Genomic DNA, 17,084 nt, shown 5'->3' on the forward strand with positions numbered 1-17,084 from the left:
TCCGCCGCTGACAAGCCACAGCACAAGGACCACTCCGCAAGGACTCGTCAGCAAGCACACCCGGAGAGGATGGGTATGACCGCCGAGCCACAGCTCGACCTGCCGGAGGACCCGGTGTCCACGGGGGCACCACCGCAGGTCGACAACCTGGACGCCTTGGAGTCCGAGGCCATCCACATCTTCCGGGAGGTGGCCGGGGAGTTCGACCGGCCGGTGATCCTGTTCTCCGGTGGCAAGGACTCGACGGTGCTGGCGCACCTGGCGATCAAGGCGTTCCGGCCGGCGGCGGTGCCGTTCCCGCTGCTGCACGTGGACACCGGGCACAACTTCGACGAGGTCATCGAGTTCCGCGACCGGCTCGTCGCCGAGCACGACCTGCGGCTCGTGGTGGCCTCGGTGCAGGACTACATCGACGACGGCAGGCTCGCCGAACGGCCCGACGGCATCCGCAACCCGTTGCAGACCACGCCGCTGCTGGACGGGATCACGGAGAACAAGTTCGACGCGGTCTTCGGCGGCGGCAGGCGCGACGAGGAGCGGGCGCGGGCGAAGGAGCGCATCTTCAGCCTGCGCAACGCCTTCGGCCAGTGGGATCCGCGCCGCCAGCGCCCGGAGCTGTGGAACCTGTACAACGGCAGGCACCGGCCGGGTGAGCACGTGCGGGTGTTCCCGTTGTCGAACTGGACGGAACTCGACATCTGGCGCTACATCCAGCGCGAGAAGATCGCGCTGCCGGAGATCTACTACGCGCACCGCCGCGAGGTGTACCAGCGCGACGGCATGTGGCTGACCTCGGGACCGTGGGGCGGTGCCCGCGACGGCGAGACCGTCGAGGAGAAGATCGTCCGCTATCGCACCGTCGGCGACGGCTCCTGCACGGGTGCCGTGGAGTCCGAGGCGTACACCGTGGACGACGTGATCGCCGAGGTCGCCGCGAGCCGGCTCACCGAGCGCGGCGCGACGCGGGCCGACGACCGGATGTCGGAGGCCGCGATGGAGGACCGCAAGCGGGAAGGCTACTTCTGATGACCGAGACCACGACCCGTACCGCACCGGACTCCGGCGCCGAGGTGGTGCTGCCGGTGCACACGGATCTGCTGCGGCTGGCCACGGCCGGTTCGGTCGACGACGGCAAGTCCACCCTGGTGGGCAGGTTGCTGCACGACACGAAGTCGGTGCTGGCCGACCAGCTGGACGCGGTGCACCGCGCCAGCGCCGACCGCGGCCTGCAGACTCCGGACTTGTCGCTGCTGGTGGACGGCTTGCGCGCGGAGCGCGAGCAGGGCATCACGATCGACGTGGCCTACCGGTACTTCGCGACGCCGAAGCGCACGTTCGTGCTCGCCGACACTCCGGGGCACGTGCAGTACACCCGCAACACGGTGACCGGCGCGTCCACGGCGCAGCTGGCGATCCTGCTGGTGGACGCGCGCAAGGGCGTGATCGAGCAGACCCGCAGGCACGCGGCGGTGCTGGCGCTGCTGGGCGTGCCGCAGCTTGTGCTGGCCGTCAACAAGATCGACATGGTGGAGTACGACGGCGCGATCTACGAGCGGATCGCCGAGGAGTTCGCCGGGCACGCACGCGCGCTCGGCTACTCCGACGACGCCGTGGTCACGATCCCGGTGTCGGCGCTGCACGGCGACAACGTGGTGGAGCGTTCGGAGCGCACGCCGTGGTACTCCGGCCCCGCGCTGCTGGAGCACCTGGAGACGGTGCCGGTGGCGCCGGATCCGTTCGACGTGCCGTTCCGGATGCCGGTGCAGTACGTGATCCGCCCGCGCACGGCCGAGTTGCCGGACTACCGCGGTTACGCGGGACAGGTGTCGGCGGGCGTGGTCGCGCAGGGCGATGAGGTCGTCGTGCTGCCCGCAGGCATCCGCACCCGAGTGTCCAAGGTGGACACTCCGGACGGCCCGGTGCCCCGCGCGTCGGCCGGGCGTTCGGTGACGCTGCTGCTGGAAGACGACGTGGACCTGTCCAGGGGCGACCTGATCGCCACGGCGGACGCCGCGCCGCGAATCACCGACGAGCTCGACGCCACCGTGTGCTGGCTGGCCGAGAAGCCCTTGCAGCCCGGCTCGAAGCTGCTGGTCAAGCACGGCACCCGGACCGTGCAGGCCATGGTGACGGAGTTGTCCGCGCGCTTCGACGAGCAGGAACTGACCAGTGTGGACACCCCGGACTCGTTGCAGCTCAACGAGATCGGTCGCGTGCAGCTGCGCACCGCGGAACCGCTGCCGGTGGACGACTACGCCGAATCCCGGCGCACCGGGTCGTTCCTGGTGATCGATCCGGCGGACGGCACGACGCTGGCCGCCGGCCTGATCGGGCTGCCGCTGGCTCCGCTCGCGGCGGCCGTCGCGAGCTGATCCGGTTGCGCCCCGCACTGATCGCCGTCGCGCACGGCAGCCGGGATCCGCGCTCGGCGCGCACCATCCACGCCCTGCTGGACGTGGTGCGCGCCGAGCGCCCGGACCTGGACGTGCGCGCGGCCTTCCTGGACCTCTCCGCGCCGCGGGTGGGCGATGTGCTCAGCGCGGTGCATGCCGACGGGCACCGCGAGGCGGTGGTCGTCCCGCTGCTGCTGGGCAGCGCCTTCCACGCGAAAGTGGACCTGCCCGCCGTCCTAGCCGAGGCGAGCGCGCGACTGCCCGGGCTGCGGCTGCACACCGCGGACGTGCTCGGCCCCGACCCGCTGCTCGACGCCGCGGCACTGGACCGGCTGGCCGAAACCGGTGCGGCGACAACGGATTCCGAGCTCGGCGTGGTGCTCGCCGGGGTCGGCTCGGCGCACGCTCCGGCGAACCGGCTCGTCGCGCAGGTCGCCGAACGGTGGCAGGCGCGGACCTCGTGGGCCGGCGCGGTCGCCGCGTTCGCCACCGCCGCCGAACCCGATGTCCCGGCGGCGATCTCGCTGCTGCGGGAACGGGGCGCCCGCCGGATCGCGGTGGCGTTCTGGTTCCTCGCGCCCGGGCTGCTCACCGACCGCGTCATCGACGCGGCTCAGGCTCAGGTCGCGGGGGATTCCCCGCTGATCGCGGCACCGATGGCGGACTCCCCAGCCGTCGCCGAACTCATCCTGAGGCGCCACGCGCAAGCGTTGGACCGCGACGAGGACGTCACCGGCGTCGCATGAGCTCTCCGCGTCCGGCCACTCGTACGGCCGAACGCATCGCGGTTCCGGCTCGGCGTTCGGACCAGCGCACGACTCCGAGCGGGGCAACGGATTGGGCCGATCTTGCGGAATTCCGACAAGTTCTCCCAGGTGCGCAACCTTCCGGGCAAGATGCCGTTCGTGCGGCCCCGACTTGGGCGCACCAACGCCCGGCGGTGACCCGGTTACCCCGACCTCGGGTCGCCGCCGGGTGGCCCGGTTCGTCCGCCGTCGCCCGGTTCCGCACACCTCTGGCGGAGAGCGCCATCACTGACGCACGGTGTTTTTGTGGAACACTAAACTTCACCCCAAGTGGCCATGAGAGAGTGCGGATCAACTACGCGACGGTGGTGAGTCGCAGCGCAGCCGAGCGATATCGCGGCGCGGAACCACACTTTCGGGTGAGCCAGTGAACCTCGGCGGCAAGGATCAAGGTGCAACGACAAGTCGGGGGCGAGTGCGGGAGATGAACACCCAGCAGCCGAGTCGGCCGGTGATCACGCCGGCCATGCGGGAGCAGGCCGCCAAACAGCCGAACACCTGGCTGTACGTGGTGGATCCGATCTTCAGCGACCCGAACGCGGAAGTGCCGCCCTGGGGCTTCATCGGCGGTTACCGGGTCGACGAGCGCGGCGAGCTCACCGATGACTTCTCGCCGAACCCGAACTACCGCCCCTCGCCGGTCGCGTTACGCCTGCCCGCACCGACCAACGACGTCGAACGCGCGCTGCAGCTGACCACCACCGGCTACGCGCAGGCCCCCACTCTGCTGGCGGCGCTGCTGGACGCCGAGCTGATCCTGTTCGCGCAGCCACAGGGCAGCGGCCTGTTCACCATGGACCACGATTCCGGCAGGCGGCAGTTGCAGCTGTTCACCTCCGACGGGTACCTCCCGGCGAACTGGACGAGCTGGCAGCGCATGACCGGCAGACAGCTCGTCGAGCGCAACCCGACCGGCATGGACCTGCAGATCAACCCGACGAGCCAGGTGAAGGCGCGGGTCCCGGCCGAAGACCTGATCAAGTCGGCCGGTGGCCGCAGCGCTCCCGCTCCCTCCCCCGCTCCGGCGGCTCCCGCGGACGCCACGCAACCCGCCAAGGTGCCGCAGACCGAGCAGCAGGCCCCGGACCCGATCACCAGCGACCGGGGGCAGCGCTTCCTCGGCAGCGTGCTCGCCGCCGCCGCGGGCGACGCGCTGGGCGCACCGATCGAGACGTATCCGGTGGAGCAGATCCGCAGCCGCTACGGCGAGCGCGGCGTCACCGACTACGAACGCGGCGGTGACCATCCCGGCGAATTCACCGACGACACCCAGCTGATCCTGTTCACGCTGGAAGGCCTCATCCGCGGCCACGTCGCGGCCCGCCGCGGCGCCACCGGCGGCCCGCTGGCCGCCGTCCAGCTCGGCTACCAGCGCTGGCTGCACACCCAGGGCCACGCGTGGTCGCGGGCCGCGGGACCGTACGCCGAGCGGCACCCGGAACCCGACGGCTGGCTCATCGCCGAACGCGACCTGTTCGCCGTGCGCTCCCCGAACAGCGAGTGCATCACCGCGCTGCGCGAGTTCGCCTCCGTCGGCGTGCCGGGCACGTTCCAGCGCCCGATCAACGACTCCGACGACAACACCGGCGTGGTGCGCGCCGCGCCGTTCGCGCTGTGGTCGCAGGATCCGCGCGAGGTGTTCCGGCTCGCCGCCGCCGGAGCCGCGCTGACCTGCTCGAAGCCCAGCGGTTACCTGCCCGCGGGCGTGCTGGCGGTGCTGGTGCACCGCCTGCTGGACGGGGCCGCGCTGCCGGACGCGTTGACCGCTGCTCGCGACCTGCTGGCCGAATGCGACGGACATCAGCAGACCGAGCGGCTGCTGCTGGTCGCCGAGGATCTCGCCGCGCAGGGCACGCCGAGCGCGGAGCAGATCAAGGATCTGATCGGCGGCGGCTGGACGGGCCACGAGGCCTTGGCCATCGCCGTGTGCGCGGCGCTGAGCAACGACGGCATCGGCCCCGCCGTGATGGCCGCGGTGAACCACTCCGGTGACAGCGATTCGACGGGCGCCATTTGCGGCGCGATCGTCGGTGCCCGCGAGGGCGTGTCCGCGATGCCGGGCATCTGGCTGCGCGATCTCAAGCAGCGGGAAACGGTCGAGAAGCTGACCACCGACGCGTTGGTGGAGTTCGGGCCGCAGCCGCGCACCGACGAGACCTGGGCGCAGCGCTACCCCGCCGAGCGGGACCTCATCGACCTGGACTTCGACTCGGAACTGCCGCGCACCGCGCGGGACAACGCCGCGCAGCGGACCTCCGAGCAGCCCGCGGTGCGCGAGCAGGACAAGGCGAAGGCCGACGCCCCGGCGAAGACCGAGCAGGCCGATTCGGCGCAGCGCCCGGACGCGGCGGAGTCGACCGGCACCGCCACGACGAGCGAACCGGACGCCGCCGCCGAGAAGTCCGCGCCGGTGGCGCGATTCCCCATTCCGGCGGGGGGTTCCGAGGCGGCGAAGGGTTCCGCGAGTCCGGGGACCCCGAGCTCGGCGGCGGGATCTGGTGCGTCGCCGGATTCGGCGAAGCAGGACGAGCCCGCACCACAGTCCACTTCGGACTCCGCTGCCGAGCTGGCGCCAGGCGGCCGGACGGCGGCCGCTGTACCGGCCGACGAGGGCGAGGCATCCGCCGAGGAGTCCGCCCCGGTATCGACGGCGAAATCCGAGCCGATCGCGGCGAAGCCCGAGGTGGCCACGGCGAAGCCCGAGGCGAGCACCGCGAAGCCCGAAGCGGTCACGGCGAAGCCCGAGGCGAACACAGCGAAACCCGAAGCGGCCAACGCGAAGCCCGATGCGGCCACGCCGAAACCCGAGGCGAACACAGCGAAACCCGAAGCGGCCAACGCGAAGCCCGACGCGGCCACGCCGAAACCCGAAGCGGTCACCGCGAAACCCGACACGGCCACGCCGAAACCCGAAGCGAGCACCGCCGAACCCGAGACACCCCCGGCGAAGACCGAATCCGCCGCTGCGAAGCCCGACGCGGCCAAGTCCACGGCAGCGGACCCCGAGACCGCGGCGAAGACGTCCGACGCCGAGCAGTCCACGACCCCGCCGCTGCCGACCATGGGCTCCTGGCCCAACTCCTCCCCGGCCAACGGCGAAACCCCCGCACAGCAGGAAAAGCCCGCCGACCGGACCGCCGCTCCCGCGACGAAGGAACCGGTCGCCCGTCAAGCGCCCGCACCGGCCCAGCCCGCCCCGGCGGTCGCACCATCACCGAGCCCGGGACGGAACGCGGCGCCCGGATCCTCGGCTGCCTGCTGGGTGGCGCGGTCGGTGACGCACTCGGCTACCCCATCGAGGACGACTCGATCGAGACGATCCGCGCCAAGCACGGCGCCGCGGGCGTGGTCGATTTCGTCGACGCGCACCGCCCCGGCGGCTCGATCAGCGACGACACGCAGCTGACCCTGTTCACCGCGGACGGCCTGATCCGGGCCGCCATCCGCCGCAGGCTCTACGACGACACCGATCCGGCGCCGCAGGTCCAGCACGCCTACCAGCGTTGGCTGCACACCCAGGGATTCGACTGGAAGGAAGCGGGCGGCCCGATCGCCGCGGCACCACCGGACGGCTGGCTGATCAAGGAGAAGGGCCTGTTCGTGCGCCGCGCGCCGGGCGCCACCTGCGTGCAGGCGTTGCACGCGTACGCCACCAGCGGGCAGCTGGGCACGCTCACGAACCGGATCAACGATTCCAAGGGCTGCGGCGGCGTGATGCGCGCGGCTCCGGCCGGTTTTTGGTCCGCGGACCCCACCGAGACGTTCCGGGTGGGTGCGGCGACGGCCGCGCTGACCCATGGCCACCCGAGCGGTTTCCTGCCCGCCGGTGCGCTGGCGGTGATCGTGGCCCAGCTGCTGAGCGGCCGTTCGCTGCCGGAAGGCGTGGATCGCGCGCTCACCGAACTGTCCGGCTGGGAAGGCCACGAGGAGACCACGAGCGCGCTGCGCCGGGCGATCGAACTCGCCACCGAGGGCACGCCGACTCCGGAGCAGATTCAGCACCGCCTCGGCGAAGGCCGGGTCGGCGAGCAGGCGCTGGCCATCGCGGTGTGCGCCGCGCTGGCCCGGCCGTCCTCCTACGCCGACGCCGTCGTACTGGCCGCGAACCACTCCGGTGACAGCGACGCCACCGCCTCGATCTGCGGGAACATCATGGGCGCCGCGCGCACCTCCAGCGCCATCCCGCACGCCTGGCGGCAGCGGGTGGAGCTGGGCGAGGTCATCGAGCAGCTCGCACGGGACGCGACGGAGGAGTTCGGGGAGCACCCGCCCTCGGTGCCGGAGTGGCTGCGCCGCTATCCGGCGGGCAGTGCGCCCACCGCGAAGGCGCCCGTGCAGCGGAAGGCCGAACGCGCCGAGGCCGCCTCGCAGCGGTCGGAACCCGCCGCGCGGGTTCCGGAGACGGCTGCGGAGACCACGGCGGTGATCGCCCCGATCCCGGCCGTCCCGGACGAGGAGCCCGCGGCGAGCGCGGCCCCGACGCGGTCCACGACCGCCGCTCCGGCCGCCACGGAGGCTCCCGCCGGGGCGGAAACCCCGGCTGCGGCGGAAAGTCCGGCGGCCGCCGTGAGCCCGGCTCGGGCCGAAAGTCCCGCTCCGGCCGAAGGCTCCGCTGCGACCGGAAGTGCCGCTCCCGCCGGAAGCTCTGCTCCGACCGAAGAGACCACTCATGCCGAAACCCCCGCTCCCGCCGGAACACCCGCCGCCGAAAGTCCGGCGGACGAGGACGCCGGGGACGGCCTGAACGACGAAGAGCTGCGGCTGCTCGCCGCGTGGCGCAAGTTCCGCGACGGCGAGGACGACACCCCCAACGACCTCTCCGAGGGCCTGCACAAGCTGCTCCAGGAGGCCTTCGGGGCCGAACGCGCCGCGCAGCTGGTGGCGGCGGGCGATGGCGACGGGGAACTTCCCGAGGAGGTCCCTGCCGAGCTGGACCGGCTGGACCGGCTCGCCGGGTGCGCGCTCGGCGTGCTCGCCGGCGACGCGCTGGGCGCACCGTGGGCGTTCCTGTCGCAGCGGGCGATCCTGCGCCGCAACCCGGACGGGGTCCGCGAACCGGCCGAGTACCTCGGCGGTCGCGGCCGGTCCACGGCAGTGGGCCAGCAGTCCGTGTTCCTCCTGGACGGCCTGCTCCGCGCGACCGTCCACAAGGGACTCAAGCGGTCCGGCTCGGAGCCGGACCTGGTGCGCGGCACCTTGCAGCATTGGCTGATCACGCAGGGCGCGCTGATCGAACCGGCCGTGCGGCCCGCCGCGCTCGCCGAGCACCCCGCGTTGCGCGTGCAGCGGTTCCCCGACGAGGCCACCGTCACCGCCCTCGCCGGGTGGGACGGCGAGAGCGCGGCCCCCACGCCGAGCACCCCGCCGAACCAAGCCACCGGTGCCGCCGCAGCGGCGCGAGGCGCCGTGGTCGGCCTTCACGCCGACACACCCGGGGCCGCCGTCGAACTGGGCATCACGATCGGCGTGCTCACCCACGGCCACCCGGACGGCTATCTCCCGGCGGCCGCGGTCGCCGCGATGGTCGCGGCGCTGCGGGACGGCCAGACCCTCGCGGAGAGCGTGCACACCACGCTCAACGAGCTCAAGGCATGGGAAGGCAACGAGAACACGACGCGCTCGCTGCGGGACGCGCTGGAACTGGCCGAGCACGGCCCGGTTCCGGTGCCCGCGCTGGAGAAGCTGGGGGCGGGCAAGCACGCCCCGGCCGCCCTCGGCGTCGCGGTGGCCGCGGCCCTGACGCACCCCGACTCGTTCGCGGACGCCGTCGCGCTGGCCGCCACGCACTCCGGCGACAGCGCGGCGACCGCCGCGCTGTGCGGCGGCCTGCTGGGAGCGGCGCGCGGCGCGTCGGAGATCCCCCGGGAATGGCTCGATCAGCTGGAACTGCACGACCAAGTGGAGCAGCTGATCACCGACGCGCGCCGCGCCGAGACCGAGCTCGCCCCGGACGGCACGGCGCCGGACTGGGCGAAGCGGTACACGGGATAACGTTGGACAAGTGACGGACGCGAGGGCCTCTGACGGGCTCACCGAGGCGGAACGGGCGTTGTTGGCGGTATACCGGGAACGGCGCCGCCTGATGACACCCGATTCCACGACCGCGCGCCCGGACTCCGGCTCGCACTCCGGCGGGTCGGACGGCACCGGCCCGGACACGACCGGACCCGCCGACGCCGATGAGCGGTTGCTGCTGGAGAAGTGGCGTTCGTGGCGGGACCGCCCGCTGACCCGGCCGCCGTGGTTCGCTGCGTTGCGCCAGCGCATCAGCACCGACCCGGTACCACCGGTCCCCGCGACCGGCCTCGCCGACGACTCCGGCTACCGGGCGGACGCCGCGAGCCGATTCGCCGGGATGCTGCTGGGCACCGCCTGCGCCGAGTTCACCGTCGCGGGCCGCGTCGGCGAGCGCACCACGTCCACGATGTTCGCGCTGGAAGGCGTGATCCGCGCGCACACCGCGCTGCGCGTGCACGGTGCCGCCGACCTGCCCGCTTCCGTCCTCAGTGGACTCCAACGGTGGCTGCACACCCGCGGAGTCCCTTGGCAGGACTGCATTGCGAACCCCACCGAGGAACCGGACGGCTGGCTGGTCGGCCGAAGTGAGCTGCGCGCCGACTCGGTGGACGACCCGGCGCTGCTCACCGCGCTGACCAGGATCGCCGCCGGTGGCAGGGCTTCCGCACATGCGACCGGCGCGACAGGTGTACCGCTCGGCGCCGTGGCCGCGCTGTGGTCCGGCACCGACGTGTTCGGCTCCGCCAGGGACCTCGCCGCGTTGTCCCACGGCCACCCGGACGGCAACCGCCCCGCCGGTGTGCTCGGCGTCGCGATTTCCCTGCTGCTGCGCGAAATTCCGCTGCACGAGAGCCTGCTGCGAGCGGTCGCGGCCTGGGAGCCCGCGGACTCCCGGCCGCGCCTGCTGGATCGCGCATTGAGCCTCGGAGCCACCAGCCCCGTCGGGTTCGTGCCCGGTGCCGACCAGCTCGACGCGATGAGCGCGGGCCGCACCGGCACCGAGGCCCTCGCCGTGGCGTTGCGCGTCGCCGCCGCCTGCCCCGACGACTTCGCCACCGCCGTCGCCGCCGCGTCCGACCACGGCGGCGACATCCGCACGACCGCCGTGCTGTGCGGCCAATTACTCGGAGCCGCTCACGGTCCCGCCGCGATTCCCCTACCGTGGTCCGAGAAACCAGCCGCGCTCGCGGCGCTGGAACGGCTCGCCGAGGACGCCGCCGCCGAATTCGGTCCCTACCCGGACGAATCCGCCGAGTGGCTCCAGCGGTACCCCGTCGGCGCCCCGGCGCACGCCCCCGACCGGCGAAGGAGCCTGCACGCCGTGCCCAGACTCGCCGCATCCAGGGACCGCTTCCTCGGCGCGGTACTGGGCTGCGCCATCGGTGAAGCGCTCGGCACGCCCATCGCGGGCAACAGCTGGAGCGACATCCAGGACCGGCACGGCCCGCAAGGCCTGCGCAACTACGTGCCCGCAGGGCATCCGGCGGGACGCCTCGGCAGCGACACCCAGCTGCTGCTGTTCTCCCTGGAAGGCACCATTCGAGCCGGGGTGAGTCGCCGCACCGGCGAGGTCGCCGACCCGTCCCGGCACATCCAGCACGCCTACCAGCGCTGGCTGCACACCCAACACCTCAGCTGGGGTCGCGCCGCGGGCGAGTTCCTCAAGCACACCCCCGCTCCGGACGGCTGGCTGGTGGGGCATCGAGCCCTGTTCCAGACCCGCAACCCGGGCCGCACCATGATGCGCACCCTCATCGCGTTCGCCAAGGGCCAACAGCCGATGGGCACTCCCGAACACCCGGTCAGCGACTCGCAGGGCAGCACCGCGGTGATGCGCGCCGTCCCGGCCGCGTTATGGAGCGACGACCCGGTCGAGGTCTTCCGCGTCGGGCAGAACACCGCCGCGCTCACCCACGGCGACCCCGTCGCCTACCTGAGCGCAGGCACCCTCGCGTTCCTGGTGTCCCGCCTGCTCGACGGCAGCGACCTCAGCACCGCCGTCGACGATGCGCTCGACGAGCTCAGCGGGCATCGCGGGCAGCAGGAGGTCTCCCGCAAGGTCGCCGCAGCCGTGCGCTACGCCGGTTCCCCCGAGACCACCCCGACTCACCTGGAAACCGGCATCGGCAACGGCTGGAGCGCCGCGGACGCCCTCGGCATCGGCCTGTACGCGGCCCTGGTCGCCGACGGCGACATCGACGCCGCGCTGCCGTTCGCGGTCAACCACTCCGGCAACTCCGCCACCACCGGTGCCGTGTGCGGCAGCCTCGTCGGCGCCCAGTCGGGCGCGGCGAAGATCCCGGACCGCTGGCGCACCGAACTGGAACTGCACGACGTGATCGAGCAGCTCGCGCACGACGCGAGCCTCGAATTCGGCCCGCACCCGCCGGACACCGAGGACTGGACGACCCGCTACCCGCCGACGTGAGTTCCTGGCTCCGGACCGGCCGGGGCGGCTAACGTGCGGCGCATGGGCGAAGAACTCGTGCACCGCACCATCGACGCAGGCATCGCGACGATCACCCTGGACTCACCGCGCAACCGCAACGCGCTGTCCGCTCAGCTGCGGCGCGAACTCCGCGATCACCTGGCGGCCGCGCTGGCCGCGGACTCGGTGCGGGTCATCGTGCTCGACCACACCGGCCCGGTGTTCTGCGCCGGAATGGACCTCAAGGAATCGCAGTCAGCAGACGCCGACCGGCAAGGGGTGCGGGAACTTCCCGAACTGCTCGAAACGCTGTGGACCAGCCCGAAACCGGTCATCGCGAAGCTCGCGGGACCGGCGCGAGCGGGCGGTGTCGGCATCGTCGCGGCCTGCGACCTGGCGGTGGCGGCCGATTCGGCCACCTTCGGCTTCTCCGAGGTCCGCATCGGCGTGGTGCCCGCGGTGATCTCGCTGACCGTGCTGCCCAGGTTGCAGCCGCGAGCCGCGCACGAACTGTTCCTCACCGGCGAGAACTTCGATGCGACCCGAGCCGTCGAGATCGGCCTGCTCAACTCGGCTGTCCCCGCCGAGTCACTGGACGACGCGGTCGCGCGGTACGCCGACATGCTCTCCCGCGGCGCTCCGAACGCGCTGGCCGCGACGAAGGAACTGCTCCGCCGCCCCCGCGCCGCCGCCATCGCCGAGGACTTCGACACCGTCCTGGAACTCTCCGCGAGCCACTTCGCCTCCGAAGAGGGCCAAGAGGGAATCCGAGCCTTCACCGAAAAACGCCCGGCCACCTGGATCCCACGACAAGCGGAGTGAGCACCTCTCGCAGCTGAGCTCGCCTATGCCGAAGTGGCCGGTCGGGGCGAGCTCAGTCGCGGGTGAGGATTGAGGCGAAGCCGCGGCCGCAGATGGTGTTGCTGGCGGCATCCCGCAGCACCGTGTTGATCTTCTCGTAGGCCTTCGGGTCGTGCTCCGCCAGGTGCTGCGCGCCGGACCAGATGAGCACGTGCTCACCCTCCGGCAACCAGGACAGGTCGGTCAGGCAGTCGTAGAGCGCGTCCAGGTTGCGCCCGGCCCACTCAGGGAACGACAGCACCGCCGCGATTCCGTCCAGCGTGGTGCGCTTGCTGATCAGGTCGCTGCCGTCGAGCACGTGCACGGCCGCGCCGCGCCGCTCGGCATCCTCTGCCGCCGTCTTCGCAGTCACGCCAGGCTGCTCCAGCTTGCTCACCGCCGGCTCCTTCCGGAATACCTGAGGCTTTTTCGTCGCAAACATCCCACTCAACCACACACGTCAACAACCAGGAAAAGGCATTATTCACCGCAATGCCGAGGCAATGCGCCACGGACCGGAGCTCTCCCGATCACGCGAGCGATGCGGGCGGTCCGATATCGGCGAACGCTCGCCGCGGCACCACCGACACCGCTGAATCCGGCAGAACGGGCACAGCCTGCCACACCAGCGTGCCCCGCCGTCAACCGGAGTCGCGGAATGGTGGCCCGTCGTGCCCTGTTGTACGAACCAGCCGATGACGACCAGCGCGATCAGCCCGACGAGGGCGATCGTGATGCGCTTGCGCGAGCTCATCCTGTTCACGACACGTCCGTTCCGCGCGGGGTCCGCACCGTCGGCTCGGCGTCGCGCACTCGGGTCAGCTTCGCGCCGATCGCATCGATGGCCCGGTCGAGAACACGCGCCAGGTACCAGCACACCGGCAGCAGCACGACCAGGACCAAAGTCACCAGCAGCGGGTACCACAGCTGCACGAGCCACAGCTCGACGCCGTCCCACCACTCGAACAGCCAGTCCATCACGAGGCGCCAGAGTACGCCGAAACTTTTCAGCCACGCCCCCACCCCGACCACGACTCACAACACCTTCAATCCGGTAAGCGGCGAAGCCCGCGAAGGGCGAGCGAAGCCACGCCTGCCCCACGGCCAAGGCCGTGCCTTACGGCGAAGCCGTGCCTTACGGCGAAGCCGTGCCTTACGGCGAAGCCGAATCTTGGCGGCGAAGCCGTGCCTGTATGCGCGCCAGCGCATGGCCCACGTCGAAAAAACGACCACCCGCGGGTTCTCAGTGGCTTCCTCGCGAGGACGGCTTTTCCCTCGTGGCGGAGCCACCAGGGAAAAAGATCCCGCAGCGAGGAAGCCACTGAGGTTCGGCCACCCGACAACCTAAGCAGAAGTACCGGTAGCTTCCGCCCGCTCAGAGTGCTCCCGAATAGAACGGATGATGGCGCTGAAGTCGTAGCTGCCGCCGCCTTCCTCGTTGAAGCGCTGGTACAGCTCCGTGGCCAGCCGCCCGATCGACGCATCGGTGCCGCTCTGCTGCGCGGCGGACTCGGCCAGCTTCAGATCCTTGAGCATCAAGGCGGCCGAGAAACCCGGTTCGTAATCGTGGTTGGCTCGGCTGGTCTCCACCAGGTCCGGCACCGGGCAGTTCGTCGTCAGCGCCCAGCACTGGCCGGTGGAGATCGACGCCACGTCGTAGAGCGCCTGGTTGCTCAGGCCCAGCCGCTCGCCCAGCACGAAGGCCTCGCCGACGGCGACCATCGAGGCGCCGAGGATGAGGTTGTTGCACATCTTGGTGACCTGGCCGTTGCCCGGGCCGCCGCAGTGGATGACCTTGCGGGCCATGGGTTCCAGCAACGGCTCCGCCCGCTGGAAATGCTCCTCGGCACCGCCGACCATGAAGGTGAGCGTGCCCGCCTCGGCGCCCGCCGTGCCACCGGAGACCGGTGCGTCCAGCGAGCCGAAGCCCTCCGCTCCGGCCAGCTCGTGCGCGGCCCTGGCATCGGCGACGTCGACCGTTGAGGAGTCGATGAGCAGCACGCCGGGTTGCGCCGCGGGCAGCACCTGCTCGTAGCAGTCCAGCAGGTGCTTGCCGCTGGGCAGCATCGTGATCACCGCTTCGGCACCGGTCACGGCCTCGGCGACCGAGCCGGCCACGGTCACCCCGTTCGCCTGCGCCGCCTCCAGCGCCGCGGGCACCAGGTCGAACCCGCGCACGGTGTGGCCGGCTTTGACGAGGTTCGCCGACATCGGGCCGCCCATGTGGCCGAGCCCGATGAAACCGATGACAGCCATTGTCATGTTCCCTTCTGCGGGGTGCGGTGATCCGGATCCGGGCGCGAGGCCCGCGTTGCTCAGCCGGACAAACCCAGTTCGTCCGCGCCGAGCGAGGCGAAGAACCGCTGCAGCTGGTCTTCGCTCACGTCGTCCAGCCGGTTCGGCGACCACTTCGGGTCGCGGTCCTTGTCGACCAGGGTCGCGCGCACGCCCTCCACGAAGTCGCCCGCGGTGAGGCAGCGCAGCGCGATCCGGAACTCCTGGTCGAGCGCGACCTCCAAGCTCTCGGGGCGGCTGCGCAGCGCGCGCAGCGTCAGCTTCAGCGAGGTCGGAGACTTCGTCTCGATCGCGTCCGCGGCCTTCGCGGCGCCTTCCTCCGGGCGGGCGCGCAGCCGCGCGAGGATCTCCGCCACGTCGTCAGCGGCGTAGGCGGCGTCGATCCACTCCCGCTGCGCGGCGACCGGGGACTCCGGCGGGGCTTCGGCGAATCTCGCCAGCGCCGCGTCCGCGTCACCCGCGGTCAACGCCTTGATCAGGTCGTCGATGCGGTCGCTGGGCAGGTAGTGGTCGGCCAGGTCGAGCGCCACCGCGTCCGCACCGCCGACGGGCGCACCGGTCAGCGCCAGGTGCGTGCCGAGCTCGCCGGGGGCGCGCGAGAGCAGGAACGTGCCGCCCACGTCGGGCACGAAGCCGATGCCGACCTCCGGCATGCCGATCTTCGTCCGTTCCGTCACCACCCGGTGCGAACCGTGCGCGGAGATGCCGACTCCGCCGCCCATGCAGACGCCGTCCATCAGTCCCACGACGGGCTTCGGGTAGTGCGCCAGCATCGTGTTGAGCCGGTACTCCTCACCCCAGAACGCCTTCGGCAGCACGTCGTCCTGAGCTTTGGCCGCGTCGTAGAGCGCCCGGATGTCACCACCCGCGCACAGGCCGCGGTCTCCGGCGCCCTCGATGAGCACCGCCTGCACCTGGTCCTCGGAACTCCACTGCCGCAGGGCCGTGGTGATCGACCGGACCATGTCCAGGGTCAACGAGTTGATCGCCTTCGGACGGTTGAGCGTGATGCGTCCGAGCGCGCCCTCGACGCTGAGCAGAACCTGCTCCGGGGCGGGTGTTGTCATGATGCCGACTCCAGCAGTCCACGGGAAATGATCAGTCGCATGATCTCGTTCGTGCCCTCGAGGATCTGATGCACGCGCAGGTCGCGAACGATCTTCTCGAGGCCGTACTCGGCAAGGTATCCGTATCCACCGTGGATCTGAAGCGCCTCGTTCGCCACGGTGAAACCCACATCGGTGGCCAGTCGCTTCGCCATCGCGCACAGCCTCGTCGCGTCCTGGTCGCGGGCGTCGAGCGCCCACGCGGCACGCCACAGCAGCATTCGCGCGGCTTCCAGCTCGGTGGCCATGTCGGCGAGCTTGAACTGCAGCACCTGGAACTCGCTGAGCTTCGAACCGAACGCGCTGCGCTCCCGCACGTAGCCGAGGCTCTGGTCCAGCGCGGCGCGCGCGCCGCCCAGCGAGCAGGAGGCGATGCTGAGCCTGCCGCCGTCCAGCCCGGCCATGGCGATCTTGAACCCGATCCCCTCGGGGCCGAGGCGGCGGTTCTCCGGAACCCGCACGCCGTCGAGGATCACCTGCCGGGTGGGCTGCGCGTTCCAGCCCATCTTCTTCTCGTTCGGCCCGAACGAGAGCCCCTCGGCGTCGCCTTCCACGATGAACGTCGAGATGCCTTTCGAACCGCTCTCGCCGGTCCGCGCCATCACCACGTACACGTCGGAACTGCCGCCGCCGGAGATGAACTGCTTCACCCCGGTCAGCACGTAGTCGTCCCCGTCTCGCACCGCACGGGTCTGCAAGGCCGCGGCGTCCGAACCGGCCTCGGGTTCGGTGAGGCAATAGCTTGCGCGGGCCTCCAGCGAGCACAGCGCGGGCAGCCAGCGAGCCCGCTGTTCGGCGTCGCCGAAGCGGTCGATCATGCCCGCGACCATGTTGTGGATCGACAGGTACGCCGCCACCGAAGGATCACCGGAGGCCAGCGCCTCGAAGATGAGCACCGATTCGAACCTGCTCAGACCGGTGCCGCCGTAGGCTTCGTCGACGTAGATGCCGCCGATGCCGAGCTCACCCGCGGCCCGCAGCACGTCGACGGGGAAGTGCTTGTCCTGGTCCCACTGCACCGCGTGCGGCGCGAGCTGCTCGACCGCGAATTCACGCGCGAGCTGCTGGATCGCCCGCTGGTCCTCGGTCAGCGCGAACGGCGACACCGCGCCGGAGGGTCCGGAAACCGCTGCTACCGACACGTCCACTCCTCACCTTCGGAATTTCGGAGCGGGACCGGCCGTAGAACTCAGGCCGG

The 17,084-nt window shown here is 71.4% G+C and carries 13 protein-coding genes; 7 read left to right on the top strand and 6 right to left on the bottom strand.

Annotated elements, in window-relative coordinates:
* Positions 1-75: 75 nt before the first annotated feature.
* The 7 genes from cysD to H2Q94_RS24010 all read left to right on the top strand — a co-directional run bounded on the left by cysD (position 76) and on the right by H2Q94_RS24010 (position 12,467).
* On the top strand, positions 76-1,026 hold the full coding sequence (gene cysD / locus H2Q94_RS23980; protein ID WP_243789430.1) for a sulfate adenylyltransferase subunit CysD: 951 nt from the start codon (positions 76-78) through the stop codon (positions 1,024-1,026).
* On the top strand, positions 1,026-2,372 hold the full coding sequence (locus H2Q94_RS23985; protein ID WP_243789431.1) for a sulfate adenylyltransferase subunit 1: 1,347 nt from the start codon (positions 1,026-1,028) through the stop codon (positions 2,370-2,372). Before cysD ends, H2Q94_RS23985 begins: the two co-directional genes overlap by 1 nt.
* Before the next feature lie 5 nt (positions 2,373-2,377).
* Entirely contained in the window at positions 2,378-3,139 is a 762-nt protein-coding gene (locus tag H2Q94_RS23990; protein WP_243789432.1) for a sirohydrochlorin chelatase, read from the top strand.
* A gap of 484 nt (positions 3,140-3,623) precedes the next feature.
* A complete protein-coding gene (locus H2Q94_RS30740; protein WP_309501070.1) occupies positions 3,624-6,605 on the top strand; it encodes a type VII secretion system-associated protein in 2,982 nt (993 codons plus the stop codon).
* Positions 6,509-9,190 carry an ADP-ribosylglycohydrolase family protein gene (locus H2Q94_RS24000; RefSeq protein WP_243795886.1) on the top strand — a complete coding sequence of 894 codons (2,682 nt, stop codon included), beginning with the start codon at positions 6,509-6,511 and terminating at the stop codon, positions 9,188-9,190. The genes H2Q94_RS30740 and H2Q94_RS24000 overlap by 97 nt, the downstream gene beginning before the upstream one ends.
* A 10-nt stretch (positions 9,191-9,200) precedes the next feature.
* The gene (locus H2Q94_RS24005; RefSeq protein ID WP_243789433.1) at positions 9,201-11,645 is read left to right on the top strand and encodes an ADP-ribosylglycohydrolase family protein; all 2,445 of its coding nucleotides are present in this window, start codon (positions 9,201-9,203) and stop codon (positions 11,643-11,645) included.
* Between the two features lie 42 nt (positions 11,646-11,687).
* Positions 11,688-12,467, top strand: a complete 780-nt coding sequence (locus H2Q94_RS24010) for an enoyl-CoA hydratase-related protein (protein WP_243789434.1) — start codon at positions 11,688-11,690, stop codon at positions 12,465-12,467.
* 52 nt (positions 12,468-12,519) lie between these two features.
* On the opposite strand, the gene H2Q94_RS24015 is transcribed toward H2Q94_RS24010, so the two are convergent.
* The 6 genes from H2Q94_RS24015 to H2Q94_RS24040 all read right to left on the bottom strand — a co-directional run bounded on the left by H2Q94_RS24015 (position 12,520) and on the right by H2Q94_RS24040 (position 17,028).
* On the bottom strand, positions 12,520-12,882 hold the full coding sequence (locus tag H2Q94_RS24015) for a barstar family protein (protein WP_243789435.1): 363 nt from the start codon (positions 12,880-12,882) through the stop codon (positions 12,520-12,522).
* Between the two features lie 87 nt (positions 12,883-12,969).
* Entirely contained in the window at positions 12,970-13,239 is a 270-nt protein-coding gene (locus tag H2Q94_RS24020) for a hypothetical protein (protein WP_243789436.1), read from the bottom strand.
* Between the two features lie 5 nt (positions 13,240-13,244).
* The gene (locus tag H2Q94_RS24025) at positions 13,245-13,463 is read right to left on the bottom strand and encodes a hypothetical protein (RefSeq protein WP_309501181.1); all 219 of its coding nucleotides are present in this window, start codon (positions 13,461-13,463) and stop codon (positions 13,245-13,247) included.
* Positions 13,464-13,829: 366 nt separating this feature from the next.
* On the bottom strand, positions 13,830-14,741 hold the full coding sequence (gene mmsB, locus H2Q94_RS24030; protein WP_243789438.1) for a 3-hydroxyisobutyrate dehydrogenase: 912 nt from the start codon (positions 14,739-14,741) through the stop codon (positions 13,830-13,832).
* A gap of 59 nt (positions 14,742-14,800) precedes the next feature.
* Positions 14,801-15,847, bottom strand: a complete 1,047-nt coding sequence (locus H2Q94_RS24035; protein ID WP_243789439.1) for an enoyl-CoA hydratase/isomerase family protein — start codon at positions 15,845-15,847, stop codon at positions 14,801-14,803.
* Positions 15,844-17,028: an acyl-CoA dehydrogenase family protein gene (locus H2Q94_RS24040; RefSeq protein WP_243789440.1), complete on the bottom strand. Its 1,185-nt coding sequence runs from the start codon at positions 17,026-17,028 to the stop codon at positions 15,844-15,846. The genes H2Q94_RS24035 and H2Q94_RS24040 overlap by 4 nt, the downstream gene beginning before the upstream one ends.
* Positions 17,029-17,084: the final 56 nt, after the last annotated feature.

It is taken from the genome of Saccharopolyspora gloriosae (genome assembly GCF_022828475.1).
In the GTDB taxonomy this organism is placed as follows: domain Bacteria; phylum Actinomycetota; class Actinomycetes; order Mycobacteriales; family Pseudonocardiaceae; genus Saccharopolyspora_C; species Saccharopolyspora_C gloriosae_A.

What these genes read in the sequence shown, in the direction of transcription:
- cysD (WP_243789430.1), top strand. Translation starts at nt 76, where the DNA reads ATGACCGCCGAGCCACAGCTCGACCTGCCGGAGGACCCGGTGTCCACG.
- H2Q94_RS23985 (WP_243789431.1), top strand. Translation starts at nt 1,026, where the DNA reads ATGACCGAGACCACGACCCGTACCGCACCGGACTCCGGCGCCGAGGTG.
- H2Q94_RS30740 (WP_309501070.1), top strand. Translation starts at nt 3,624, where the DNA reads ATGAACACCCAGCAGCCGAGTCGGCCGGTGATCACGCCGGCCATGCGG.
- H2Q94_RS24010 (WP_243789434.1), top strand. Translation starts at nt 11,688, where the DNA reads ATGGGCGAAGAACTCGTGCACCGCACCATCGACGCAGGCATCGCGACG.
- H2Q94_RS24020 (WP_243789436.1), bottom strand. Translation starts at nt 13,239, where the DNA reads ATGAGCTCGCGCAAGCGCATCACGATCGCCCTCGTCGGGCTGATCGCG.
- H2Q94_RS24025 (WP_309501181.1), bottom strand. Translation starts at nt 13,463, where the DNA reads ATGGACTGGCTGTTCGAGTGGTGGGACGGCGTCGAGCTGTGGCTCGTG.
- mmsB (WP_243789438.1), bottom strand. Translation starts at nt 14,741, where the DNA reads ATGGCTGTCATCGGTTTCATCGGGCTCGGCCACATGGGCGGCCCGATG.
- H2Q94_RS24035 (WP_243789439.1), bottom strand. Translation starts at nt 15,847, where the DNA reads ATGACAACACCCGCCCCGGAGCAGGTTCTGCTCAGCGTCGAGGGCGCG.